General features: G+C 65.9%; 15 protein-coding genes and 2 pseudogenes. 8 read left to right on the top strand and 9 right to left on the bottom strand.

Going from position 1 to position 25,951, the window contains the following annotated elements:
• Positions 1 to 5: 5 nt before the first annotated feature.
• A complete protein-coding gene (locus AB852_RS23655; protein ID WP_073792388.1) occupies positions 6 to 602 on the bottom strand; it encodes a dienelactone hydrolase family protein in 597 nt (198 codons plus the stop codon).
• Positions 603 to 662: 60 nt separating this feature from the next.
• Entirely contained in the window at positions 663 to 1,238 is a 576-nt protein-coding gene (locus tag AB852_RS23650) for a CGNR zinc finger domain-containing protein (protein WP_073792188.1), read from the bottom strand.
• Positions 1,239 to 1,341: 103 nt separating this feature from the next.
• On the opposite strand from AB852_RS23650, the gene AB852_RS23645 reads away from it, so the two are divergent.
• Together AB852_RS23645 and AB852_RS23640 are read left to right on the top strand one after the other, a co-directional pair.
• Positions 1,342 to 2,517, top strand: a complete 1,176-nt coding sequence (locus tag AB852_RS23645) for an epoxide hydrolase family protein (RefSeq protein ID WP_073792187.1) — start codon at positions 1,342 to 1,344, stop codon at positions 2,515 to 2,517.
• Positions 2,518 to 2,933: 416 nt separating this feature from the next.
• The gene (locus AB852_RS23640) at positions 2,934 to 6,593 is read left to right on the top strand and encodes a hypothetical protein (RefSeq protein ID WP_143201271.1); all 3,660 of its coding nucleotides are present in this window, start codon (positions 2,934 to 2,936) and stop codon (positions 6,591 to 6,593) included.
• A gap of 364 nt (positions 6,594 to 6,957) precedes the next feature.
• Here AB852_RS23640 and AB852_RS23635 read toward each other — a convergent pair whose 3' ends face one another.
• Together AB852_RS23635 and AB852_RS23630 are read right to left on the bottom strand one after the other, a co-directional pair.
• On the bottom strand, positions 6,958 to 8,595 hold the full coding sequence (locus AB852_RS23635) for an ATP-dependent helicase (protein WP_073792185.1): 1,638 nt from the start codon (positions 8,593 to 8,595) through the stop codon (positions 6,958 to 6,960).
• Positions 8,583 to 10,586: an ATP-dependent nuclease gene (locus tag AB852_RS23630; RefSeq protein ID WP_073792184.1), complete on the bottom strand. Its 2,004-nt coding sequence runs from the start codon at positions 10,584 to 10,586 to the stop codon at positions 8,583 to 8,585. Before AB852_RS23630 ends, AB852_RS23635 begins: the two co-directional genes overlap by 13 nt.
• Positions 10,587 to 11,147: 561 nt before the next feature.
• On the opposite strand from AB852_RS23630, the pseudogene AB852_RS23620 reads away from it, so the two are divergent.
• From AB852_RS23620 to AB852_RS40935, 4 genes and pseudogenes are all read left to right on the top strand, one after another.
• Positions 11,148 to 11,350 (top strand): annotated as a pseudogene (locus AB852_RS23620) (integrase core domain-containing protein); the annotation flags it as partial.
• Positions 11,351 to 11,653: 303 nt separating this feature from the next.
• Complete coding sequence (locus tag AB852_RS23615) at positions 11,654 to 16,168, top strand: AAA domain-containing protein (protein WP_245876887.1); 4,515 nt, start codon at positions 11,654 to 11,656, stop codon at positions 16,166 to 16,168.
• 1 nt (position 16,169) lies between these two features.
• Entirely contained in the window at positions 16,170 to 16,985 is an 816-nt protein-coding gene (locus tag AB852_RS23610; protein WP_073792182.1) for a hypothetical protein, read from the top strand.
• Between the two features lie 241 nt (positions 16,986 to 17,226).
• Positions 17,227 to 17,730, top strand: a complete 504-nt coding sequence (locus AB852_RS40935; RefSeq protein ID WP_245876902.1) for a hypothetical protein — start codon at positions 17,227 to 17,229, stop codon at positions 17,728 to 17,730.
• A 798-nt stretch (positions 17,731 to 18,528) separates the two neighbouring features.
• Here the strand turns inward: AB852_RS40935 and AB852_RS40930 are convergent.
• From AB852_RS40930 to AB852_RS23590, 5 genes and pseudogenes are all read right to left on the bottom strand, one after another.
• Positions 18,529 to 18,981 (bottom strand): annotated as a pseudogene (locus tag AB852_RS40930) (TniQ family protein); the annotation flags it as partial.
• Between the two features lie 13 nt (positions 18,982 to 18,994).
• A complete protein-coding gene (locus tag AB852_RS23600) occupies positions 18,995 to 19,936 on the bottom strand; it encodes a TniB family NTP-binding protein (RefSeq protein ID WP_245876886.1) in 942 nt (313 codons plus the stop codon).
• Positions 19,937 to 19,963: 27 nt separating this feature from the next.
• Entirely contained in the window at positions 19,964 to 20,278 is a 315-nt protein-coding gene (locus tag AB852_RS40925; RefSeq protein WP_245876885.1) for a hypothetical protein, read from the bottom strand.
• The gene (locus tag AB852_RS23595) at positions 20,275 to 22,560 is read right to left on the bottom strand and encodes a transposase (protein ID WP_073792386.1); all 2,286 of its coding nucleotides are present in this window, start codon (positions 22,558 to 22,560) and stop codon (positions 20,275 to 20,277) included. The genes AB852_RS40925 and AB852_RS23595 overlap by 4 nt, the downstream gene beginning before the upstream one ends.
• Entirely contained in the window at positions 22,560 to 23,381 is an 822-nt protein-coding gene (locus AB852_RS23590) for a TnsA-like heteromeric transposase endonuclease subunit (protein ID WP_079184869.1), read from the bottom strand. Before AB852_RS23590 ends, AB852_RS23595 begins: the two co-directional genes overlap by 1 nt.
• Positions 23,382 to 23,592: 211 nt before the next feature.
• Between AB852_RS23590 and argC the strand changes: the two genes are divergently transcribed.
• On the top strand, positions 23,593 to 24,621 hold the full coding sequence (gene argC, locus AB852_RS23585; protein WP_073792181.1) for an N-acetyl-gamma-glutamyl-phosphate reductase: 1,029 nt from the start codon (positions 23,593 to 23,595) through the stop codon (positions 24,619 to 24,621).
• 97 nt (positions 24,622 to 24,718) lie between these two features.
• Positions 24,719 to 25,870: a bifunctional glutamate N-acetyltransferase/amino-acid acetyltransferase ArgJ gene (argJ, locus tag AB852_RS23580; protein WP_073792180.1), complete on the top strand. Its 1,152-nt coding sequence runs from the start codon at positions 24,719 to 24,721 to the stop codon at positions 25,868 to 25,870.
• Positions 25,871 to 25,951: the final 81 nt, after the last annotated feature.

Below are 25,951 nucleotides of genomic sequence, written 5' to 3'. Positions count from 1 at the left end.
CCTCTCTACGGCCGTACGTCAGGGGCGGGCCGCGGATCGAGCCGGTCGAGGAAACCAACCACCCGTGCCCAGGTCAGCTCGGCCGCTGCTGCGTCGTGTTCCGGTGACCCGGGGTCCGTGTAGAAGTGGCCGACGCCGGGGTGGCGGAAGATCTCCAGGGCGGCTCCGTATCTCCTGGCCGCCACCTCCAGGGCGGCGACGCGTTCCGGAGGGGCGAAGGGGTCAGGGTCGGCGGCGTGCAGCTGGAGGGGCAGGCCGGGGCGGGAGCCGGCCGGGAGTTCCGCGGTGGCGTGCAGCAGCAGAACCCCGGCGGTAGCCGTCCGTTCGGGCAACAGGGCGCTGACCACTCCGGCGCCCATGGAGACTCCGGCCAGCACCGTGTCCACGGGCATGTCCTCCAGTGCCGACCGGGCACGCCGCGTCACGGTGTCCCAGCCCACCCGGTTCAACAGCCCGAATCCCTCGTCAAGGGTGTTCGCCGCCACGCCACCGAAGAGGTCAGGGGCGACGACATCGTGCCCGGCCCGGCGAAGGCGCTCGGCGGCAAGGAGCTCCACGGGGCGCAGGCCCAGCACGGAGTGGAGGAGTACGACGTGCGTCATGGCGGCCATCGTGCCCGACAGTCGCCACCGCGCGCCGCCGTCCGCCGACGAAGGTGACGATCACTCCGCCGAACCGGGGTCCTTGCGCTGGTTGGCGTTGAAGCGCGCCTTCTTCTGGCGATTCCCGCAGGTGTTCATGTCGCACCATCTGCGGGTGCGGCTCCGGCTGGTGTCGAAGAAGGCGGCCAGACAGGTCGGCGAGGCGCACAAGGCCAGTCTTCCGTCCCGTTCGCCCGCGATGACGCTGATCGCGTCGGCGGCGATCACACCGAGGGCGTCCTCCACGCAGGAGGCCGGGCTGAGCCGCCACCGCCGTTCGCCCTCGGGCGTCAGGACGGCCGCGGCCCGACCCTGGGCGCTGCGGTCGTTGATGACCTGCACAGCGGAGGCAGGGAGGGTCTCCTGGAGCGCCGCCGCCGTCGCGGCGACGTGGATCGACTCCCTCAGTTCCCGGGCGAGTTCGAGCTGGGCGCTGGTGCAGGACGCCACGGCGAGGTCGTAGACCTTCAGCCAGTCGACAAGTCGGTGCGGGGTGGGAATGCGCTCCACCGCGTTGCCGTGACGCTCCGACAAGGTCCCCGTGAAGCTGGTCGCCAGCACGCTGCCGAGACGGAAGTCGGGGAACCCAGTACGCATGGAACCACCATAGCCGGTTGCGGGTGGACGGGAAGGCGTAGTAGAACCGTCATTGCCGGTTCGCTGCTGCCCGCAGCCGGTTCCGCGAAGGCCAGGAGGTTCCATGCCCCGCCCGACCAGCGACGACGTGCAAGCATTCGAAGCCCGCGCGACCGACGCCGACCTCGACGATCTGCGCGCGCGACTGGCCGCGGCGCGGCTGCCGGAGGCCGAGACGGTCCATCCCGCCGCGCCCGGTCCTCGCCGATGGGCACAGGGTGTTCCGCTCGCCGACCTCGTCGATGTCGTGAACCACTGGCGCACCGGGTACGACTGGCGGTCGTTCGAGGAGCGCCTCGACCGGATCGGTCAGTTCCGTACGACCGTCGACGGTCTGGGAATCCACTTCCTGCACCGTCGCTCCACGCGCGCGGACGCCACTCCTCTCGTCCTGACGCACGGCTGGCCGGGCAGCGTCGCCGAGTTCACCGATGTGGTGGACGAGCTGGCGAACCCGAAGGACCTGGACGCGCCCGCGTTCCACGTCGTCGTCCCGTCGCTGCCGGGCTTCGGCCACAGCGACAAGCCGGCCGCCACCGGGTGGGGCACCGAGAGGATCGCGGCAGCATGGGTGGAACTCATGGGAAGGCTCGGCTACGCCAGGTTCCTGGCGCATGGCGGTGACTGGGGAGGCAACATCACCACGGTTCTCGGCGGCAGGTTCCCGGCGCATGTGCTCGGCATCCACACCACGTTCGCGGAGGGGCCGCCCGGGTTGACGACGGACGGGCTGACGGCGGACGAGCGCGGGTGGGCCGAGGAGACCCACCACTTCTGGCGCCACCGCGCGGCGTACGCGAAGCAGCAGGCGACCCGGCCGCAGACCATCGGCTACTCGCTCGTCGACTCACCGGTCGGGCTTCTCGCCTGGATCCTCGACAAGTTCGCCGAGTGGTCGGACACCGAGGACAGCCCGTTCGAGAAGATCCCCATGGACAGGGTCCTCGACGACGTCACCCTGTACTGGCTGACGCGGAGCGGCGCGTCGGCGGCCCGTATCTACTACGAGAGCCACAACTCGCTGGACCCCGGACTCCGGGTCGACGTCCCGTCGGCGATCACCATGTATCCCCGCGACGTCGAGAAGTGTCCGCGCCCGTGGGCGCGGGAACGCTACCGGCGGATCGTCCGATGGGGGACGCCCGAAGCCGGTGGGCACTTCCCGTCGCTGGAGGTGCCCGAGCTCTTCGTCAAGGACCTGCGGGAGGGCCTCGCGGCGGTGCTGGCCGCTCCTCGCTGAACGCGGCGATCGGCGCCCGCACGCCACGCCGAACTCCACGGACGCGGCCGGCCGTCCCCGAGCGGCACCGCCCGCTCGCACCGGCTGTGACCGAGATCTTTAGTTGGCGAATCATGAACTGAGACGCGCAGGTGGGGAGCGCGTGGAGAACCCTTGTTGGCAAATCATGAGAGGCATAGTTGGCGAATCATGAGCTTGGATGCTCACTGTGAGTGAGGGATGGGGTGAGCCAGTTCCTCGTCGGCGATGCCGAGCGCCTGGTGAACTCGATCCCGTAGGCGTCGGACGTTCGGGGTTGGGAAGAGGCGTCCGTTGTCAGTCCTGGGCGCTACCGTGACGTACGGAGGCGCCAGTTGCTGGTCGCAGTAAATTCTTCGGCCGCATCATGGATCGTCCGCCCGCCCTAGGAGACGTGCATGACTGCTGCCCGTTTGACCGGCCGCCCTTGGCACGATGTAGACGGCCCCGTGCTTGTCGCGTCGGCAGCCGCTCTGCAGTTGATTCCTCAGAACATTCCGCGCCTTGTGAGGCTTCAGCGCCTTGCTTCCATCGGCGCGTGCCTCCCCAGCCGTCCGGATGCACCCCGGCTGTCACCCAGCAAGCTCCGGGCGCTGCTCAAGGATCCCCTGGTCAGCGGCTCTCAGATCCGTGCCCAAGAAGACTTGTACGACGACCTGTACACCGCCGAGGTTTCCTTCCACGGCGGGCCATGTCTCGTCGCGCAAGGACTGACATCACGGTGTGCTCACACCCTCGATCTCATGCTGCGGAGTATCCTCGGGCCTGATGGACAGGCTGGATTGCCGGCGCAGTTCGTCAAGGCGACACAGCTGTGGGCGCACACGGCATTGAGGTTGAGCGACGCCACGCTGTGTCGGGCCGGGCTCCACCGCGGTATCGCTCCGCCGCAGCAACACGGCGACGAGGTGTTCGTTCCGGGAGAGAAGAACCTCACGGCCCTGCGGGAAGCCGTCCGCTATCGCTTCACCGACCTGTCTGACCTGCTGCCAGCCAGTTCCGCCGATCTCCTCGCTGGATGGGGTATCCGACCAGGCGAACACACGTTCACCACGGGGCCCGGGCCGGACGATGGACTCGTACTCAAACCTCTTCTCCTCATGGAAGACGGCTTGATCGTTGCAAATCCGTCCGAACTGGTTACGTCGCTGCGCCATGAACTCATCGTTCAAGCCGGGTTGCACGAGTGTCGACCCCAGCTTGCGCGCCTACTGCACGATCAGACGATGAGAGACACCAGCCGCCTTTTGACGTTGTGTGGTGCGGCCCCGACAGAGCCCGCTCAACATGTGGGTGACGACCTGATCACCCGCCGCACCTTCACGTTTGCTGAGGACAAGATCCTTGACCTTGCCGTGGTCATGGATGACCTGTCCGACTACGACGACACCAATCCGGCAGGTCACTGGCCCGTCCGGGATCTCGGTCTGCGGGTGCAGAACGTTATTGACCCTGTCGGCCCGCCTCTTCCCGAGGACGCGTGCACTCTTCGCCTCATCATCAACGAAGGCGTAGGCCGATCCTCGTTCTTGGGACTCGCCGCCCAGCGTCGCACCGGCCCGGTCGTCGTGACCTCTCTCAGCGACCTTCAGGTCATGGCAGAGCTGGACGGCTCAGACCCCTTGTTCCTATGGCGATTTGCGCAAGCGGAAACGGAGCTGCACGAGACGACTCGTGTGCAGTCGTGGAGCGCACTGGACAACTACGGGCTCTACCGGAACTGCGAGTACAGCTACTACCTGTCAGACGACGCGAGACCTACGATGCTTCTCGTCGAACAGGACCACTCTCGAGCGCTGCGCATTGAAGTTCAGCAACGCTACGATCGTCATGACGTTCCCAGCCCGCAGAGGCATGCCTTCGTGCCGGTGGTCTCCGTATACGGCACGTCTACGGCGCCGATCTATCGACCTCTTGCAGACGTACCCGAGGTGGGGAGACTCGTCGAAGTCCCAGACATAAATGTGTGGTTGGGCGCTGGCGACTATGAAGTTGCTGACAGACTGGAGGATTTCCATCACCTGACGGTAGAGGCAGCAGCCTTCTGGACCTGGCAGATTTCCACCGCCCGTCCCGAGCTCTTGCCGCTAGCCGCGTCTACGGGCGAGCTGTACGTGAGCCTTTCCTTCGACGATTCCTCAGCATGGCAGGCCGCGTTGGACGGCAATCCTGGTACAGAAAGTGAACGTCCCTGGGTCGGCGTCCGTGGCGCCAAACCTGGGCTCCTCGATCTGCGCCTCTACGCGGAGGGCATGGCCAGCCTTCTCGCAGACGCAAATGGAGCCGACCGCATCTTGCTACGAGCCCTGCTTGAAGGCATCGCGCAAACCGCCGGATTGGTGGAGGAGGATCTTGACGCGCTCATCGATCAACTGGCGCCCGAGGGTCCCAAACAGATGATGCACGTCGAACTGAACCCACGCCTTCCGCTGCGTCCCGGTCCACTCCCTACGGCTCGACTGGTACAACCTGCCGCTTCCGCCACGGTTCTTGACGTATTGGGCCGGTACCTCGATAGCGCCGGTACGCCAGTGGAGACCATCCCCTCGGAGAAGCGTACCCAGGTTCTGCAGAAGGTCGTGGGGCACTACTTCGCGCTCATCGAGGATATGGTGGCCGGTCTGGCGGCCGAGGGACTCATCGAGTCGCTGATTTCGCGGCACGAAGCGCTCCTGTACGACGAGGCTTTCAATGACCAGATCCTCCCATCGCGCATCGCCTGCTTCGGAGAGGCAAGCCAGCCGGCCGAGAACCTTGTCAGGACCACCAAGCGCCAAGTGGAAGCTGCTCAGGCCAGCCGATTCCTCATCGAATACGTCGCTGCCCAACCTCCCAGTGGGGACTCGTCACTCACCCTGGACACGTACGACCACCTCATGGCGTTGTCTGCAGAACTCATCTCTCGTGCCACTCTCTCGGAAGCCATTCACCACGACTTCTCAGAGGCTCAACTTGCCTTGTTGCCCTCCGGCCGACTCGGTGTCTCCCGCGGCGACCAATACGAATCAGGCTCCAACGCCCTTGCTACAGCCCGAGCAGAGGCACTCCTGCTTGCGGCACCGACTCGTCATTCCCGCCGGGGATCCGAGCCCCAAGGGCCCACCGCACAGGTAGAGGAAGCAATGGTCACCGAGTTCGGCTTCTCTCTCACCGACTTGGCCCAGGGTGTCGGCGAGGTCATCGCCCTGGGGGATGAGCGCTGCCAATCAGAGCCCTACACCCTTTCAGAGTCGGTTGTTGCCAATCACTTGTCCACGACGCTGCACTGGGAACATGAGAAAGCGCAGACCTTCCTCGATCGGCTCGCACTGCGTCCCCGGGCCAAGTTCCTTTCTGTCAAATCCGATGCGTGGCCGTGGCGCTACAACCGTGAATGGTCGTACGTTCGACGCCCGCTCATCCGTGTGGGCACAGGGGACGGCTCTCAACTCGTCTGGGGAGCTAGACACACTTGGAGCAGTGGCTCGTATTGGGTCAACCTCATCTACTCCGGACGGTTGCGCAGCACGTCATCGTCGATGAAGAAACTGCTGGGAGTGATTCGGCAGGACGAGAACAAGGCCTTCGAAGCGCGTGTCGTCGACACACTCAGGGCTGGAGGCTGTTCCCTCGCTGTCAGGGGTGTCTCCAAAATCGCGGGACGTAGACTCACGTCAGTCGAGGGTCACGATCTGGGCGACATCGATGCGCTTGGTATCAACGCGGCTAGACGCGTGATCATCGTTATCGAAGCCAAGGACTTCGAGATGTCACGTAATCCGACCGAAATGGCCAACGAAGCCGATGCTCTACTGCGCGGCGACAAAAGTGCTCTCTTCAAGCTTGGTCGCCGCACAGAGTGGGTACGCCAAAACCTTGCGGAAACGTTGACTCACTTCCTTGGGGATCGCGATAGCACCAGCTGGACTGTTACATCCGCCATCGTCACCAGCAGGGATCTTATGGCTCCCCGAGTGCTTGCCTCCAACGTGCCAGTGGTCCCTATCAGCGAATTCGAGCAGTGGGTCGCCGCGGAGCTCGTTCGGGGTAAGCGAGGCAATGGGCGACGCCGCTCTTGATCTGGACCCATATGTATGGGATTGAGGGGGGCGCCGTCCAAGCGAACCGCCATGTGGCCGAGGGTGCTGTCTGAGGTTCTTCCGGCGTGCGGTGGGTACTTTTATCGGATGGTCAGAGCGGGTTGTCGGTTTTCAGGTGCGTTCGGCCGTTGCCTGGCCGGTGTGGTGCTTCCCTTCGAACTCGGTGGGCTGAGGTAGCGGAGCCATTTCTGGCTGTGCCGGGAGTTGTAAATGCCCTCCATCTACCCGAACAGCGCGATGCTCGCCTCGGTCGTTGATGAGACTCGTTGGATTTGATTCAAACCGCAATTCCGTGAATGATCTTGGGATCCGCCGGTCCGCAGGCATCACGCTAGGGCCCATCTCAAGGATGGATGATCCCTGAAGCGAACCAGTCTTGAAGAGTGGACTCCGCCCCTTCCGGGAGATCGTTGACGAAAACCACGGCCAGGCCGCGCTGGGCTCGCGAGCAGCACACGTAGAACAGGTTGCGTGAGCGCTCGGTACGGTCGGGTTTGTCGGTGCCTGCGAGCATCTTGCCGATGTTGTACCTGTTCCAGGCGCTGTCGTCGACCACCACCACGACGTTCTCGAATTCGTCGCCCTTGACGCCGTGCTGGGTTGAGAACGGGGTGAGTTCGTCGATGAAATTTGTGACGCTGATCACTTCCCGGTAGGACACGTTGCGGAGGTTGTTCGAGAAATCCGCTCGTCGCTGGTCGCGCTCATCGAGACCCGTTGCGGTTCTGCGGCGTTCGAGGCTTTTGAGCTTTCCGGGCGTGGCGAGGAGGTGGCCGTCGCCCATCAGGTCGAGCACGTCGCCGATGGTGCCGCTCGTACGTACGGCGTCGAGTGCACGGATGGCCTGACTGATGGCGCGTTTGTCGGAGTGACGGGTAATCCGTGTCCATCCCTCGTCTAAGAGGCTGGTCAGCTCCGCGAAGTCGTTGTTGCGGAAGGCCGTGCTCACGGACTCGACGCGCGTCAGGTACTGGATGTAGGGCTCATTGCGTGCCATGAGGTCGTCGGGGCCGTACCGGCTCAACTTTCTGTACTGTTCGAGGAGGTTGGCGTACTCCAGTGTGCCCGCGATCCTGCGGTGAGTGAGCAGGAGATATTTGCTGTTCTCCCGAGTCCAGCCGTTCTGGGCAAGTGTTGCTTCGGCGGCGGTGAGTCGCTCAGGGCCGGCTGGGGTGCCGGTGTTGAGGAACAGGTGGACCTCGCCTGTCTGCTGGTCGCCGATGGCGTCCTGGATGAGGTCGGGACGCATCCGGTTGAGCACCTCGACGACGGGAGGTGAGCACCGGTAGTTCTCGTGCTTGGTGATCTCGGTTAGGAGGCCGGGGCGTTTCACCGCTCCGACACCGGACTCGTAGATCTTCTGCATGGAGTCGCCGAAGAGGCCGACCACGCAGTTCTCGTGGCCGGCGCCCGCCAGGTGGTCCAGCAGGAGCTGGATCGTTTTGGGTGAGGTGTCTTGGTACTCGTCGACGAAGATGATGGGGTACTTGCTGGCGATGATGCGTATGAGCTTGGGGTGTGCTGTTACGAGGCGGAGCGACAGCGCGATGACGTCGTCGTGGGAGATGCGCCCTTCGCTCAGCCTGCGCCCGCGGTCGGAGTACTCGATCACTGGGGGAGCGGTGACGTCATCGAGGTCTTCGGGCTTGGTCAGGTCCTTGTTGTAGTCGAGGATCTGCAGCCAGAGCTCACGCTGGTAGGGCTGGATGGCACTCCAGAGGAATTCGTGGATGGTGCCGACGTCGATGAGGGGGTCCGCGGCGATGCGTTCGTGGATCTTCTTCTTGGCGACGTTCGTGTATGTAATGCAGGCGATCCGCCGACCGTGTGCCTCCAGGTCTGTGCGGTGGTGGTTCAGGAGGTGCTGCAAGGTGCGGACCAGGGTGGTCGTCTTGCCGGCGCCGGCTCCTGCTTCGACGAGGAAGCTGCGCCGGGCCTCCATCTCCGTGGCGACGGCTTCGAGGGTGTCTAGGCGAGCCACTGCAGTCCTTCGGCGATGTAGCGGGGAACAGCCCAGTCCTCCACGAGCATGACGTCGAAGGCGAAGTCGGTCTTGTGGTCGCTGAGTTGCTGTGCGATGTCGTAGGCATTGGCTTCGATGTGGTCAGCGGTGGGGTCGGCCCCGACCTCCTTGGCGAAGGCCGCCTTCAGAGCGAGCTGGCGGAAGTCACGCGCGAGGGGTTCTGCGTTGGCGATGATGAAGGCATCCTCGAAGCTCCGCGCGCAGACTCCCGAATCTCTCTCCGGGATCTGGTAAGCGACGCGGACGTGTCCCTGCTCCTTCTCGGCCGGGTCGGTGGCGAGCAGCTCGGCGATGCTGGACTTTGCGGGCAGCCAGTTCTTGAGCGTCTGGTTCGAGGTGACCGTCTGTCCCTGGCCGGGTGGGCAGGCCTTGCGGTGTTTGGGGCATACGGAATCAATGTCGGTGATGACGAGGGTCTTGACGTTCAGGAAGGCGAGCAGTTCCCGGAAGCGGACGGCGTAGGCGTCGCCGACCTCGATTACCGATACGTACTGGTGCAGCAGCGCCTTGGCGCAGCGTCGGACCATCTCGGGCAGCAGCAGGCGTTCCGCGGTGCCCTCGATAAGGATCACCTTGTCGGCGAAGAACATGTCGCACCGGTGCAGGACCATGTACTGGCGCAGGAAGCGCAGGGTCTCGTCGCCCTGCGGGGTGGCCTTGACGTTTGCCTGGAAGGTCGAGAGGTCCTTGACCGTGAGCTGCGGCTCGGAACGGTCGAAGTAGCGCACGGTTTGGAAGCCGCTGCTGGCGACGATGTGGGAGGAGTGCGTGGTGATGAACACCTGCACCTTCCAGCCCGTCTTGCGGTCGATGAAGTCCTGGATGTTCTTGATGAACGTCTCCTGCATCTGTGGATGCAGATGGGCTTCCGGCTCCTCTATGAACAGCACCTGCAGCGCCGGCTTGGGCGTGGTGCGTTCGTAGGTCTGGTGAAAGCTGATGACCTGCAGGATCGTGAAGATCAACTTGCTGTAGCCCAGCCCGTTGTGGCCTTCGGGAAGGTGGAAGTTGTCGTCCCCGGACGGGTACTGGATGCGGGTACTTCCGCGCAGGATTCCTGAGGCCTCGATGAGGGAGACGATGCGGGGCTTCTGGACTGGGGTGATGGTGCCCACCCCGAAGGTGCGCAGGTCCTCGAAGATCGGGTCGAACAGCGTGGCGTAGTTGTCGTCGAGCTGCTGCGAGGCGGACGCCAGAGCGGTCTCGATCTGCTCGATGCTTTGGTGGCGGTCCTCTTGCCCGCTGTTGACTTTGTAGTAGGCCTCGAACGTCTTCGACAACGTGCGGGCCTTGTCGGTCGGCGTGTCGTCCACCTTGGTCTGCGCGTAGACGAACTTCACCGACAGGATGGATTCGGCGGCGCCGCGCTTGATCTCCTTGCGGACGTTCTCATCCAAGGGACTGACCGCTCGGTAAGCCGTGGCGACGTAGTCCGAGAAGTTCTTGCGCAGCCACTTGATGCGATCGAACGGCTTCCTCTGGCTGGCCGACCAGAAATCCTTGAGGAAGTCGTGCGGGCGGGCAACCTCCAAAGCCGCCTCGATCTTGACCTCGAAGCAGGCATCGTCCAGGTCGAGGATCACACCCGTGAGTGGCGCGAGGTCGTCGTCTTCCGTGTACTCGATGGTAAGGACCAACCGGATGGCCGGGACGAGGTCGTACGCCTTGGCCAGCAGGTCCTCGCTCGTCTCCGTGTCGCCCCGGTCAGCCTCCGTCTGCGCCTCGCCGAAAATCTGCCGCGCTTGCTCGATGTCGGCGATACGACAGGTGGAGAAGTCCTCCAGGACAAACCTCGTGTCCTCCTCACCGAAGAACTTCTCGAAGAGATTGACGAATGATGTCTTGCCGCTGTTGTTGCGTCCAACAATCAGGGTGGCCTTCGGATCAACCCGGACGTCCACTCTCTCCAAGGCGCGAAAGTTGATCACTTCGGCACGGGTCAGCTGCATCTCACTCCCGACATCGTCCCCAACCCAGCTCCCGGGGCGACTTATGCCTGTAACTACCGAGAGTCAGAGCAGTATCTGATACGGAAGGAACGGGGATCCCTACTTGGCTCAAAGTGGTCAGTGATGCGAAAAACTACGTCCAGTTCGGTCCTGACCGGTCACTCGGTCGTTGATCCCGCCCAGGTGCTTTCACGTGCGTGCAGGCGTTGGGTACGGGACGGCGCTGGCAGTCCGTTGCAGGCGTCCGGGCTCACCGACCACTGGGGGGAGGGCATTCCCGTGACAGCCGTACCGTAGCCTCCGACGGCCGGCTCCGCTTCGGGCACAGCGGATCGGGTCGTATGCCAAGGCTTTCCAGGACCAGACGGCGGGGCGTCTGCGATCCACTCGCCGACCGCCAGCAGGGAGGCCGCTCCGGTCAGAACCGCGTACGCGGTCAGTGCGGGTACGACGGCCCGAGCGTGCCGCACGCCGCGGATCTCGGGGATCGGGCACCTCGGCCAGTCGCTCCAGCAGGCCCGGGATCTCCTCAGCGTGGACCGGCAAGCTCACCCGCGCCTACGGCCGCAGACCAACGGCAAGTCGAACGCTTCAACCGCACCCTGCTCGACGAGTGGGCCTACCTGCGGCCCTACACCAGCAACACCGAATGCACAGAGGCCCTGGAAGACTTCCTACACACCTACAACCACCACTGCTGCCACACCGCACTCGGCGGCCAGCCACCGATCAGCCGCGTGATCAACGCTGCGGCTCAATACAGCCAGAACCTGCGACGGAAGGCTGTGGCCAGGGTGTCTTCCTCTCTGAGTGTGGGCCTGTGCCGTCTCGTGATGCGCCGTGCTGCAGCGGCTGATCCGTTCATAGCCCGGCAGGACCGAGAGAGAGGCACACCGGACTGTCTTCATGTCCGGAAATGTTTGTGCGCGAGTCCCCCACATTGCCTGGCGTGCAGCAGTCATGGATCCTGAAAGGCTTGCCACAGTGGTAGGCGTTTGGGGGATGTGATGGCCCGCCCGGCAGTACGAGATGGCAGCGATCCCAAAGCCGTCCGTGACACTCGCGTCTTGATCGACTGTCTGCAGGAGCTGGTGCGGGGCGCCGTCTCCAAGACCATCCGCGACTGTGCCAAGTACCCGGAAACGGTATGGCTCGCGGACGCTCCCGATGGGACCGTGCGCCCTGCTGCGGACGCTGATCCTCGCATCATGGTGGTCAAGCACCGTCCGCCCCAAGAGGCACCGCGGCTGCCGGCGATCCTGCATGGCAGGGTCTCCGCCGAGGCCGCCGCCACCGCCGGACCACAACCTCCCGGCCTGATCGACAGCACCCCGAATGATCGAATGGCCGACTTCCAGGCGGTTGTGGAGGAGAACCAGCCGGCATTGGAGAGCGGCAGCTCCGAAGAACGCAAGGCGTACGAGACGTGGGCCGGCAAGTGGATGCGATGGTCGCAGGAAGAGCTGGCGGCCGAGCCGCAGCGGCGACTGCACCGGCAGCTGTACCGGATGGCCAAGAAGATCGATCAGGACAGTGACACCTTCGAAGTAGTCCTGGCTGTAGGTCTCTTGCAACTCGGAGCCGGTCGTCCCTCGGCCCGGGTCCGCCGGCACATCGTGACCACACCGGTGACCCTCACCGTTGAACCGGCATCGATCAACGTGACCGTTTCTCTCGTGCCGGAGCACCCCGGCCGTCTGGAAGACACCGACTTCCTCAGCGAGTCCGACGGCTACACGTCGGAGCTGCTGGGGGTCGTGCGCTCCGCTGTCGAGGACGTCCCCTTCCACCCGCTGTCGGACCGGGCTGCACAGGCCGTGCGCTCGTGGGCGCAGCGGGCTTTCGGAGTCGACCGCGTGCTCCCGTTCGACCCCACCGGCCAGCACCCCGACCGCACCGCTGAACCCCAGACGCGGTCACTGCATCTCGCGCCCGCGCTCATCCTGCGCGAACACAGCCAGCGCTCCGTCCTCGGCTTCTACGAGAGCATCGCCCGGGCGCTGAAACGTCCCGAAGCACGGGCTCCTTTGGGGCTGGCGCAGCTGCTGTATGACCTTGAACCGGAGCACCGGACGGCCTGGGGGAGCAGGAATGGCTCCGTGCCGCCGGCACTGGGACCGGATCCGCTGTTCCCGATGGTCACCAACGCTGCCCAGCGCGATGTCCTGGACCGGCTGCAGCGCGACACCAGTGTCGTGGTCCAGGGCCCGCCGGGCACCGGAAAGACACACACCATCAGCAACCTGATCGCCGCACTCCTCGCGGACGGCAAGCGAGTCCTGGTCACCAGCGCCAAGAGCCAGGCTCTGAACGTGCTGCGCGACCAGCTGCCGTCCAAGCTGCGCAGCATGTGCGTGATCCAAGGCGATCAGTGGCAGGGCGGTAACTCCGATCTGAGCCAGTCGCTGGGAGCATTGGCCCACCTGAACGCGACAACGAACCTTGCTCGGCTCCAACAGCGCATCGACGACCAACAGACGCAGCGGCACCAGCTCATGGCAGAGCAGGCCAAAGTCCAAGACCGTCTGCGTCAGGTACGCGAGGTCGAGTGGTACGAGCACCCCGAGATCGCGCCGGGCTACCGAGGGCGGCTCGACGACATCGTGCAGGCAGTGGAACACGGCGCAGCTGAATATCAGTGGCTGCCGCCCCTGGATGTCCAGGCCCCACAGGTCCCGCCCCTGACCACGGACGAAGCTGAGCGACTGTGGCTGCTGGTTGCCCAACACGGCCCCGGAATGCTCGACGCCCGCATCCAGTACTGCCCGGACCCGGCAACGCTGCCGGACTCGACGGAGGTTTCCCGCCGCATCACGGAACTTCAAGAAGCCGAGGAAGCCGTCGGCCGCGAGCCGGTCACACCGCTGGCGCAGGAACTGGCGGACCACGGTGACGCGCGGCTCATGGTGCTGGAAGCGCTCCTGGACCGAGCTCAGCAGGCCCTGCAGAGGGTCGGGTTGTCCGCGGACCCCACCTCCTGGCAGGCGAATGTCTGGTCCACGCGTGCGCTGCAGGACGGCATCGCCCAGCGATGGCAGCAGCTGTGGGACAGCATCCGAAACGCCTCACAGCGTGCACAGCAGACCCACGACGAGATAGCCGCCGCCTCCTTCTTGGAAGTGGAGATCCCGCGCCTGTCTGAAAGCGAGGAGAAGGAGTTCCTGATCGCGGGCCGCAATCTGGAGCAACACGTCCTGCGCACCGGAAAACTGAACACGCGATGGCCCCGACCGGCCGTCGTCAAGCAAGCCCGATTCCTCCTCGAACAGTGCCGGGTAGAAGGCATGGCGCCGGCCAGCCGGGCGCACATCACCGCGGTCGTACGGCAACTGGAGATGCGTGCCCACGCCCGCACCCTGCGCGGCCGGTGGACCGGCGTCGGATCGGCCGTCGGACAGGACACCGCCGAACTGATGACGTCCGAGCTCCTGGACAGGGCCGTCATCCTGCAGGCCATCGACACCTGCGTGGAGGTCATCCGCCAGCTCCACGCAACCCTGCTGGCCGACGGCATTCAGACACCGGTCACCACCGCCGAGCAGTGGCGCGACATCCGCCAGGCCACGGCCCAGGCCCGTCAACTCCTGCACATCAGGACCGCAACACAACGCTTCGAAGAGCTTCTCAAGAGTCTTCCGCCGCCTCACCCGCATGGCGTGGAAGAGCTGCAGCGCGCGGTGGATGCCGTAGCGGCCCGTGATGCGCAGGCCTACGCGCAGGCGGTGGAGGCACTGGCTGCGGCATACCAGCGTGAGGCAGACCGGCGCGAGACCGGGAAACTCTTCGAGTGCCTTGCCGATGCCCACCCCGAACTCGCCAAGGACTTCGCCGGCGATCCCCTCGCCCCGCACTGGCGCTCCCGGTTCGCCGTGCTGCCCCAGGCCTGGGCATGGAGGCAGGCTCAGGACTTCCTCGACACCCACCTGCTCCCAGGACGCGAAGAGCAACTCGAAGGCGAACTGGCCCAGATCCAAGGCCGGCTGCACGACCTGGTGGAACAGCTGGTCTGCGACCGCGCAGCACTCCATTGCGTCAGCCGCATGACCACCAAGCACAAACAGGCCCTTGCTGCGTACGCCAGCGCCGTGGCCAATGCAGGCAAGGGAACCACCGAGTACGGCAAACGCCACCAGCGTCACGCGCGCTCAGCCATGCAGACAGCGCAAGGAGCGGTACCGGCGTGGATCATGCCGCTGAACCAGGTAGCGGAAACGATCAGTCCAGAGCCGGACTCCTTCGACGTCGTCATCGTCGATGAAGCAAGCCAAGTGGGCCTGGACGGCCTGCTGTTGCTTTGGCTCGCACCCCGCATCATCGTCGTCGGCGACGACCGGCAATGCGCCCCGTTCTACAGCGGCAGCAAGCATGACCGGATCACCCAGATCTTCGACGAGCGCATGGCCGGCCTCGAACCCTGGCAGCGCGAAGGCTTCGACCCCAAGTCCAACTTGTACGAACTGCTGCAGTCCCGCTTCACTGAAGTGATCCGTCTCACCGAGCACTTCCGGTGCATGCCGGAGATCATCAAATGGTCCTCCATGCAGTTCTATCCCGACAACCAGCTGGTCCTGCTGCGCCAGCACGGCTCCGACCGCCTCCCGCCGCTGAAGGTCGTCCATGTGCCCGAAGGGTACTGCGAAGGACGCCGGGACAAACTCATCAACCGGCCGGAGGCAGAGGCTGTCGTCAACGAACTGCACCGCCTCACCCAGAACCCTGCCTACGCCGACCGCAGTATCGGCGTGATCATCCTGCGCCACGGCGACCAGACCCGCCTGGTACAGGACCTCGTCGACCAGCGCATCGACGTGTCGGCCCGCGAACGCCACAGCATCCTCGTCGGCACACCCGAGCAGTTCCAGGGAGACCAGCGCGACGTCATTCTCCTGTCGATGGTCGTCGACGGAGCCAACGTCATCGCCGCGACCGGCCGGAACAATGAACGACGTTTCAACGTGGCCGCCAGCCGGGCCCGCGACCAGATGTGGCTCTTCCATTCCCTGACCGTCGACCAGCTCAGCAGCAAAGACCTGAGGCGCTCCCTGCTCACCTACATGGTGAGCCCGCCACCGCCCTACACACACCCACACCAGCCCGCCCACGTCAGCGCAGACCGACGCTGCGAGCCCTTCGACTCGCTCTTCGAGCAGCGTGTCTTCCTGCGCATCAAGGAACGCGGCTACGACGTGGTGCCCCAGTGGGAAGTCAACGGGAAACGCATCGACCTCGTGGTCACCGGAGGTCACGGACGCCTCGCAGTGGAGTGCGACGGAAGCCCTCACCACTCCACCCCGAAGCAGATCCACGACGACGCCGAGCGCGAGCGGGAGCTTCGCCGCGCCGGCTGGACGTTCTGGCGCATACGCAGCAGCGCCTTCGCCCTCTCACCAGACGAGGCCTTGGAACCTCTGTGGGAACGCCTGACCGAGCTGGGCATCCATCCCCGAACGGTCCGCGAGTCATCCATAGATGACGCGCCGACTGACATGCCCTGGACGCCGGTCGGCCTGGCCGAGGCCGAACCCGACGAAGACGCGGACCCCTACGACGGAGAGCCGGACGAAGACAGCGAGGAACACTGACATGGACAACTTCGACGACAGCACCCTTGAAGAACTGGCCGCCATGATCTGCGGTGACGAGCCGGGCATGAAACGCCGAGCGGGCTGGGAACTGGCTCCATTCCTCCGCCGGGCCGGCTGGGAAGACGTCCCCGACCACGACGGAAGCCCTCGCCACCGCTGGGTCCACACCATCCTGTGCGAACGGCAGGAAGACCAGACAGGAGACACCGAGCGCGTCATCCTGCGCCTGGCCAACCGACGGGAATACCAACAACAACCGGCCGACTACGACGCCGTCATCCAGCGCCTCCAGGAAGTCCTCGCCCTCGAAGGCCGCCGCATCGACTACCGCAAGGGGCAGCCGTTCCTCATCGAGTACGACCCCGACGAACCCCCTCGCCCGCAGCGCGTACAGCTGAAGGTGGCCATCACAGACATCGTCTCCGATCCCGACCTGGCTCGCGCCGTTCAACTTCGCCTCGACGAAGCCCGCATCTGCCAAGAACACGGCGCCTACACCTCCGCTGTCATCATGCTCGGGAGCCTCCTCGAAGGCGTCCTCGTCCACGCCGCCGACGTCAGAAACGCAACCGTGCCGCTGACCCGCCCCGCCCGCGACACCCGGCTGCAGGACCTCATTCAGCATGCCCACACCAACCAGTGGATCGACCAAGACGCAAAAATGGCTTCGGACCTGCTACGGACCTACCGCAACCTGGTCCACCCCCTCGCGGAAAAGCGAGCCAAACACAGCGCAGACTTCGACACGGCCGACCTCTGCTGGTCCACAGTAAACGCCGTGCTCAACGACCTGGCAGCAAGCCACCCTCATTAACCTCGAAGTTTCGTGACGAGTGAGAATGCCTTGGCCAGGTCGTGGCCGGAGCAGTACTGCTTTCTCTCTGTGACGCGTGCGAGCCCTGCCTGCAACGCTGTAACCGGAATTCTTGGTGGGCAGGTCACGCTCTGAACGCGTCGGACTATTGGTTGACTGTAAATGACCCGCCTGTACCCGAGTCGATGCCCCGGGCGAGCTGTTGGGCATATCCGGCGAGGAGTTTCCGTAGGTCGGCATAGTGTCGAAAGGTATTTGGCCGGACGAGGTTATACCAGGTGGTGTTGCGGCGAAGAGCCCATTCGCGTTGGACGTCTTGAGGCTGTTCGGCCTCGATGGGGCGTGGGGCGAAGAGGTGCTCGCCTTGTGTGACCTGTACCCAGATGTAGACGGAGGCGTCCTGGCGTTTGCGGTCGCCGACCGGTGGCCGGATGGGGCCGGGAAGCGGTGGCAACTCGCTGACCAGGGCGTCCCATTCATCCGGAGGAAGGGACCAGTCCCTGAGCGCCTCGCGTCGGCGCTGGTAGTCGATGAGTGGTCGCCGGGGTGCTCGGAGTTCGGCACCGAGTTCGCGGAGGACTCGTTCGAACTCGGCTGGACTGCGTCCTGCGCGCTCCCAGCGTTTGAAGTCGGTGTTGGTTCTGAACCGCACCAGGCTTGGGGTGATGCCGAGGTAGGCCGCGGCCTCGTCGAGAGGTCCGCCTATGGCCCATTGGACGAGCCGGACTGCAGCGGTTCGGCGTAGCACCTTCGGGGCAATGCCGGTAATAGGTGCGAAGTATCTTTCATACCAGTCCAGTTCCAGGTATGCGGGGATGTGTTCTGGTCGGTAGTCGTCCCGCAGTGGTGCTCGGAATCCCTGTGGGCCGCCGATTTTGCGGTAGGTGCGGGTCAGGGGTTCGGCTGCGTCTCGGAATCGCGGTGAGCACGAGTTTTCATGTCGGGCGTAGATGCGTACCCAGGGCGTACGTGTCGGCCGTTCCCCGGGGGTGTGGACGATGTGGGAAAGGTGTTCGGACAGATCGTCTGCTTCGAGTAAGGCGTGTGCGGCGCGTCGGAGTCCGGCACAGGCGATCGGGTCACGGGGCGGTACATCGCGCAAGCGAGAGTGCTGCAAATCGTTGCTGGTACTCGAATTCCCTGAAGCGGAGTGGACGTACGCGGCCACATGCCCGGTGAAGGTGGTGTCGAGAAGATGTTGCCCTACTGGCCAAGTAGTAGCGATCAGTGCGGTGGCCAGCCGGAGATCAGTGAAGTACTCGGATGCGTCCGAGGCCGGAGTCAGCGGTTCTAGGCGGGCAAGCAGGGACTGCTGGAACCGAAGGATGTCCGATGTTGGGTGTGGCCGACGGTAAGGATCTGTAGCAACTCGCTGATCGAGTCTGCCGCCGCAGGCGCGGGACTTTCGTTTCCGGGTTGGGGTGCCGATCGTCCACCGGCATTGCGCTGGGTGCAGGGTGTGATCGTTGGCCCGCTCAATCAGGCGCCCTGATATGGCGCGCGGCTGCCCACAGCGCGGGCAGCTTGCTTCCAGATAGGTCTGGTGTTCTACGCAGCTGAAGACAAAGGGTAGGTGCCATAGCTTGCGCCAGGGACCGCCGTGGAATCGCTGGGCTGGGGTGCAGTCGCCCGCCAGACAGGTGGGGCAATACCGTGGGGAGCCGACGAAGAGCCATGGGTCCGGCCTCTGTCCCGGTCCCGGTCCGGACACGGAAGACCAGGCGATGGGGGGATACCGGTCTCGCCACTGTGTCAGTGTCAGTGCCGACACTTCCTCGGCTGTCTGGCGGGTCAGTCGGGCGAATCCTTGGGCCTCCGGCCCGGTGAGATTCAGCAGCAGACTGCCTGGGATGTGATGGGCTTGGACGCGATCGGTCCAGCCCGCCGCACGGATCAGTTGCAGAGGCGGGAGGCTGAGGCGATGCCCTAGCCGAAGCAGGTAGCTGACAAGGGACTCTCCTGAGGCAGGTTCGAGATTCCGGGGCAGTGGATGCATCGTGGCTTCTCCGTCAGGCGCCCGCGCGGGCAGCGGGGCCAGGGTCATCGAAAACGGTGTTCCGGGGTCGTTTCGCCTGCGTGGGCTTCTTGACGGCGGTCCGCGGGGCGGCCGGAATGACGGGCTCGTCCGGCGGCTGTTCGGGCTCGTCCCGCCGGAGCACGATCTCGTCCAGCAGGCTCTCGTCGATCATTTCCTTCCCGGAGTCCATTGCTTCCTGGGCGCCGTCTTCGAGCAGGCGTCCCAGCAGGCCGATGACACCGCCGGTGCGACGCATCAAGTACTCCGGCATACCGCCGCCGGTGAGCATGCCCTGCGTCGCGTTCATCAGCCGCAGGTGCTTCTCGATTCCCTTCAGGTGATTGACGAAGGCCGCGATCTGTTTCGGGGTCGTGTAGCGGAACCGGTCGATCTCGATGAGCTCGAAGCGGTGTTCCGTCTGGGTGACCTCCAAACCGTGGATGCGGGTCGACTCCAGCGGTGGCATCTCCCATTGCCGGGTCTTCTTGTTCCACTTGGCCTCACGCAGCAGCCCGATGCCGGAGATGTTGACGCCGGTCAGGATCAGAGTGACGTCCAGGCTCATAAGGGCCCGCATCAGGTCGAGGACGTCCTGGTCGTCGGCTCTGTGCATCCGCAGCCGGCTGATGTCGTCCAGAATCAGAGCTTTGACGCCATGGTCGTAAAGGGAGTCGGCGACCTGCCGTACCAGTTCCGGCAGCGTGGCCGACTTGCGCGTCGGGGCCCGGAAGAAGCCTAAGATCGACGTGCAAAGGCTTTTCGGCGTTGCTGTCACCGGGGTCGAGACATAGACGACCGGTGCGTGGAGATCGCGGGTGCCCGGCAGAGCCTGGGGGTTGAGGTAGCTGTGGAGTTCAAGCCACTGCTTTTCGAAGACGGCCCCGGCTGAGCAAACAGACGCGGTCTTGCCGTAGTTGCCCCAGCCGCTGATCATGACGCCGGCGCGGGTCGGGTCGTTCTTCTACCTCGTGTTGCCGCTCAACCGGCGCCGGATCAGCTTGCCGACCTTGTCATGCATGGGGGTGTCCTGCAGCGGGAGGTTCGCGTTCGTCAGCTCCCGGTAGAGGTCGTAGTCGTACCGGCGGCTCTCAGGGAGCATCGACCACTTTTGCGGGGAGATCGTCGGAGCGGGGACGAGTAGTTCGTAGTGGGTGCGGTAGTGCTGCCAGCCAACGTAGGTGTCGAGGGGCGGGCGGCTGCCCAGGATCAGCTCGGCGATCCTGGCTCGTGAAGGCAGACCGTCCAGCGGATCATCGTGAGAGAGGGCTCGGGTCACGTGTGGTCCTCCTGGACAGGTGTATCGGCTTCCGAGTCGTCGGGGGGCGGAAGCCGGAACATGGGACGCCGGTTCAGGGCCTCCTGCAGCGTTGCCGGGGCCACGGGCTTGACGTCGGCGAGGGCTTCTTCGCGTCGTCGACGGCGGTCGGCGTCGACCGCGTGGTCGATCGTGCGGGCGTGCTCGGCCCAGGCCGCGGGCATCTCAGCCGGAGCTAGCTCATCCGCGATGGCGGGTGCGGCGGGGCGGTCAGCGGCCGCAGCCTGTGCGCGGGTGATCTCGCGGGCTTGGGCGACGCGCTGCTTCTTTCCGGCCTTCCTCTTGGCCTGGCTGGGCCATTGGTCGACTGGGGTGACCGAGCCGAGGATCCCGAGCAGATGTTCCAGGAGCTCGCTCTCGGAATGGATCCTGATCTTGTTCGCCCTCACGCGTGTCAGCAGGGCGTCGGCAGTCTTGTCCGAGAAAGCAGGGATCTCACCTTCGGGCGGCAGCCCTCTCCAGCGCAGAATGTGCCAGGTCTCGTGGTCGGCAGGGTCCTGGAAGAACACCTGCCGGCGGTCCCTCCGGTCACTGCGGACAACCCACTTGCCCGCGTGTTTGCCGCCCCGGGCGGAGGGTTGCTGGAAGCGCGGCTCGTCGAAGACCGGGTGGTGATACCAGAGCCCGAGGATCTTCACCCCGCGACGAGGATGGATCTTCACGTGGTGTTTGCGCAGGACCTTGTAGTAGAAGCTCGGTTCGGGGAAGTCCAGGTCGAAGCCGCCCTGTTCCATGGCGGCAGCGAACAGGGTGTTGGGGCTGTGGTCTTCACCCGGTGCCCAACTCGGTGCGTATTCGCCTAGTTTACGGTTCTGCCAGATCTGGACGATCCAGGTCGCGATGATGTGCTCGGCTTGCGTGAGTGTGAGGCTCGCATCGCGTTCCGGGTCGGCCCCGCGCTCCGCGACGTCACCGCCGGTGAATCCCAGCAGGTGCTCGAAGAGCATGGTCTGGATGGTGAGGAACTGGCGCTCGACCGCGAACTTGTCGGTCTGCCGCAGGACGCGAGCAGGCAGGATCCGGCAGCCGATCTCCGTTTCGGCTTCCACCAGGTCGTGATTCTTGTAGGGGCCGCCGTGGTCGGTGGTGACTGTCTCCGGGGCAAAGAACGGCAGAGCGGCGACCCGGTGCCCGGTGAACTCGGCGATCACCTCGGCCGGCACCCCTGCGTAGGGCCATTCCATGTCCTCGCCCCAGCCGTCCCGCATCGGAAGCGGCAGCATCACGTCCCGCAGCAGCATCGCGATGTCGACCGAGGTGTCGGACTGGAGCGTGAGCCGGAAGGCCGGCAGTCCGTGCGTGTAGAGATCGAGTGCGAGGGTCAGCGTCGCGGTGATCGCGTCGCCGAACACGGTCTCGCGCAGCTTCACCGGCATCGGGGTCGAGTCCAGCACCAGAACCTGGCCCGGCCTGTGGACCACCACCCGGCCGGAGACCCCGGCCTCCGCGGCCGCCTCCGCCGTCCGCCCGTAACGCGGCCGGGCTCCGCTGGGCCCGAACCACTCCTTCCAGACGGCCGCGAGCGTCCAGCGTGAAGGAATCTTCTCAGTGGGAAACGTCGGGAACCGCTCACGCATGTACTGGTGCATCAACCGGTGCTTGGCACCCTGGCTCAGGCGGGCGCGTGGGCCGCACTCGGCCTTTACTGCGAAGATCGCCTCCCGGACCTCCTTCGTGATGGTGCGGTGCCCGCTGCGTCGCCGCGTCCAGCGCCCGTCTGCGCAGGCCAGCAGGAGACTGTCGCCCGCCAGTCCCGACAGACGTACCAGCGTCCGGTAGCTGAGGTGCTGCAGACCGCACCGGACCGCCTCCGGACGGGGCATCGCCTCTATCTCCGCAGCCTTCGCGTACCGACGCTGAGTCAACGTCGTGCGGTCCGGGTCGTAGGCCGGCCGGGGCTCACCCGGCAGGGCCCGAGCCGGGTGGCCCTCCCGGAACCCCGTCTCGGCCTCCAGCACGTGCGCCGCCCGCAGCCGGGCCCGCTCTAACTGGTCCTTGGTCAAGTCGGCCATTGTCCTCGGCTGCCGGGCGACCGGCGGCGGGCGCCCTGACTCGACTACCGGAAGAAGCCGCAGGTCAGCATGGTTGATGAGCCAACGGAACGAGCGGGTCTCCGCGCGGCCGTCGTCATCCACGAGGACGAGCCGGCCGAGTTGACCGTGGACGTCGTCAACCGTCCACTCGACGCCATTGAGCGCGACCCGCCTACCCGGCGCGATCTGCAAGAAGCGCCTCGCTGCCATCACACCGCCCAGATCAGTGAGCTGTGGCGCAAGGGACTGCCCAGGTCAACGCCGAGCTCGCGGTGCCAGAGCAGCCGGACGATGTTCGCCCGGCCAACGGAAGGCACGCTGGTCGCCTCCGCCAGGTCGGAGAACGTCATCGCCTGCCCCTTCTGCCCGCTGATAGCGGTGAGCAGCTGCTCGCGCATGCCGAGAAGGTCCCTAGCCGGCCGCCGGCGCGAGGACAGGTGGTCAAGGACGCTCCAGACATGCGGTCGCCAGCCCGCGACCACCGAGTACCGCCAGCCGCAGGCAGCCGCCACTTCCCTGGCCGCCGCGAACTTCAGCGCGTCCTCTTCCTTGATCAGCTCCATCGGGCGGACGTCCAGCAACCACATCCCACCGCCGATCACGGCCAGGAAGTCCGGGATGTGCCAGGCACGCCCGCCCGCATGCTCGAAATCAAGCCGGAACGGCTGCGACAGCACTTCCGATGCCTTCAAGAAGTCCAGCGCGACCAGCAGGCTCACTTCCTTCAGCGACTCGAAGCCATGCTTCCCGCCCGCTGACGCCATCGCCTCCAGGCCGGGGCGGTGCCGCTGCTTCGCCCGCCACGTGAACCCCCGCATCGGCCGGGACGACATCACCGGTACGTGAGCCATGTCCCGGACCGGCCAGCAGACCTCGTCGGCGCCCACCTGCCACGTCGAACTCCACCGACGCGGCCAGTCGTCCCCGAGCCGCAGCCGATCCCGCAGTCCGGCGTCCCCGTCGTACGCCGTGACAAGGTGGTCCAGCTGACTTGAATCCGACGGGATCTTCGCTCTCGCTGCCTCGCCCACTCATCCAGAGAAGCACCACTCGACCGGCGACGGGGGCGTTTCGCTGGTACTGCCCGCAACACAGCGTGAGGGGATCAAGATTTGCCAACCAGCGTTCTCCATGTGCCAACTAAAAATCTCCGTCGCAACCGGCACGCCGGGTGGCGTCGCCCCACCGTTGCATAAAACTGCGGCACTGCGTATAGTCATGCCCTCCAGGAGGAGGAGTGGTATGTCGGTTCGCGTGGCGGTTGCCGGGGCCAGTGGGTACGCCGGGGGAGAGGTGCTGCGGCTGCTGGCCGGGCATCCGGAGGTCGAGATCGGGGCACTGACCGGGAACTCCAACGCCGGACAGCGGATCGGCGCGCTCCAGCCGCATCTCGTGCCGCTCGCGGACCGGGTGCTGGAGGTCACCACCGCCGAGGTGCTCGGCGGACACGACGTGGTGTTCCTCGCGCTGCCGCACGGCGAGTCCGCCGCGGTCGCCGAGCAACTCGGCCCCGATGTGCTGGTCATCGACATGGGCGCCGACTTCCGGCTGACGGACCCGGCCGACTGGGAGCGGTTCTACGGCTCCCCGCACGCCGGGACCTGGCCGTACGGGCTTCCCGAGCTGCCTGGCGCCCGTGTGGCGCTGGAGGGGTCCAAGCGCATCGCGGTGCCCGGTTGCTACCCCACCGCCGTCACCCTCGCCCTGTTCCCGGCCTACGCCGCCGGACTGATCGAGCCCGAGGCCGTGATCGTCGCCGCGTCCGGCACCTCCGGCGCGGGCAAGACGCCCAAGCCGCATCTGCTCGGCAGCGAGGTCATGGGCTCGGCCTCCCCGTACGGGGTCGGCGGCGGGCACCGGCACACCCCCGAGATGAGCCAGAACCTCGGCGCGGTCGCGGGCGAGCCGGTGAGCGTGTCGTTCACCCCCACCCTCGTACCGATGTCCCGGGGCATCCTCGCCACCTGCTCCGCCCGCGCCAAGGACGGCGTCGACGCCGCCGCCGTGCGCGCCGCGTACGAGAAGGCCTTCGCCGACGAGCCGTTCGTACGGCTGCTGCCCGAGGGCCAGTGGCCCGCCACCGCGTCCGTGCACGGGTCCAACGCCGCGCACCTCCAGGTCGCGTACGACGAGTCCGCGCGGCGGGTCATCGTCATCAGCGTCATCGACAACCTCACCAAGGGCACCGCGGGCGGCGCGATCCAGAGCATGAACATCGCCCTCGGCCTGCCCGAGACCACCGGTCTCTCCACCGTCGGGATCGCCCCCTGAGCCGGACGGCGGCCCCCGCCCGAAGGAACCCGTACCCTCCCCGCCCGCTCCGGGCGACGGGACACCCGCCGCCCCGCGCGGCCGACAAGGAGCAGCAGTGAGCGTCACCGCAGCACAGGGATTCACGGCGGCCGGGATCGCCGCCGGGATCAAGTCGAACGGCAACCCGGACCTCGCCCTCGTGGTCAACAACGGGCCCCGACTCGCCGCCGCGGGCGTGTTCACCTCCAACCGCGTCAAGGCCGCCCCCGTCCTGTGGTCCGAGCAGGTGCTCAAGGGCGGCCAGGTCTCCGCCGTCGTCCTCAACTCCGGCGGGGCCAACGCCTGCACCGGCCCCCAGGGGTTCCAGGACACCCACGCCACCGCCGAGAAGGCCGCCACCGTCCTCGGGCTCAACGCCGGGGAGGTCGCCGTCGCGTCCACCGGACTGATCGGGCTCCTCCTCCCGATGGACAAGCTGCTGCCCGGGGTGGAGACGGCCGCCGCCCAGCTCGACGAGGACGGCGGTGAGAAGGCCGCCATCGCCATCAAGACCACCGACACCGTCCACAAGACCGCCGTCGCCCGGGGCGACGGCTGGACCGTCGGCGGGATGGCCAAGGGCGCCGGGATGCTCGCGCCCGGCCTCGCCACCATGCTCGTCGTCCTCACCACCGACGCCGACGTCGACAGCGCCGCACTCGACGGGGCACTGCGCGACGCCACCCGCGTCACCTTCGACCGGGTCGACTCCGACGGCTGCATGTCCACCAACGACACCGTGCTGCTGCTCGCCTCCGGCGCGTCCGGGGTCACGCCCGCCACCGCCGCGTTCGCCGAGGCCGTCCGCGCGGTCTGCGACGACCTCGGCCGCCAGCTCATCGGGGACGCCGAGGGCGCGAGCAAGGACATCCGGATCGACGTCGTGGGCGCCGCGACCGAGGCCGACGCCGTCGAGGTGGGCCGCTCCATCGCCCGCAACAACCTCCTCAAGTGCGCCATCCACGGCGAGGACCCCAACTGGGGCCGCGTCCTGTCCGCCATCGGCACCACCTCCGCCGCGTTCGAGCCCGACCAGCTCAACGTCGCCATCAACGGCGTCTGGGTCTGCAAGAACGGCGGCGTCGGCGAGGACCGCGACCTGGTCGACATGCGCTACCGCGAGGTCGTCGTCACCGCCGACCTCGCCGCCGGGGGCGAGAGCGCCACCATCTGGACCAACGACCTCACCGCCGACTACGTCCACGAGAACAGCGCGTACTCCTCCTGACCGGACCGACCCCGGACGGCACCCGCCCGACCCGGCCCGCGACCGGCCCGCCGGACGTCCGGGCGCGACCGGCCCGCGCAC

It is taken from the genome of Streptomyces uncialis (assembly GCF_001905345.1).
GTDB lineage: Bacteria > Actinomycetota > Actinomycetes > Streptomycetales > Streptomycetaceae > Streptomyces > Streptomyces uncialis.
Note: the sequence above shows the minus strand (reverse complement) of the source record. Positions and strands in the feature narration are given on the sequence as shown.

What these genes read in the sequence shown, in the direction of transcription:
- argC (WP_073792181.1), top strand. Translation starts at nt 23,593, where the DNA reads ATGTCGGTTCGCGTGGCGGTTGCCGGGGCCAGTGGGTACGCCGGGGGA.
- AB852_RS23610 (WP_073792182.1), top strand. Translation starts at nt 16,170, where the DNA reads ATGGACAACTTCGACGACAGCACCCTTGAAGAACTGGCCGCCATGATC.
- AB852_RS23645 (WP_073792187.1), top strand. Translation starts at nt 1,342, where the DNA reads ATGCCCCGCCCGACCAGCGACGACGTGCAAGCATTCGAAGCCCGCGCG.
- AB852_RS23640 (WP_143201271.1), top strand. Translation starts at nt 2,934, where the DNA reads ATGACTGCTGCCCGTTTGACCGGCCGCCCTTGGCACGATGTAGACGGC.
- AB852_RS23600 (WP_245876886.1), bottom strand. Translation starts at nt 19,936, where the DNA reads ATGATCAGCGGCTGGGGCAACTACGGCAAGACCGCGTCTGTTTGCTCA.
- AB852_RS23650 (WP_073792188.1), bottom strand. Translation starts at nt 1,238, where the DNA reads ATGCGTACTGGGTTCCCCGACTTCCGTCTCGGCAGCGTGCTGGCGACC.
- AB852_RS23655 (WP_073792388.1), bottom strand. Translation starts at nt 602, where the DNA reads ATGACGCACGTCGTACTCCTCCACTCCGTGCTGGGCCTGCGCCCCGTG.
- AB852_RS23630 (WP_073792184.1), bottom strand. Translation starts at nt 10,586, where the DNA reads ATGCAGCTGACCCGTGCCGAAGTGATCAACTTTCGCGCCTTGGAGAGA.
- AB852_RS23595 (WP_073792386.1), bottom strand. Translation starts at nt 22,560, where the DNA reads ATGGCAGCGAGGCGCTTCTTGCAGATCGCGCCGGGTAGGCGGGTCGCG.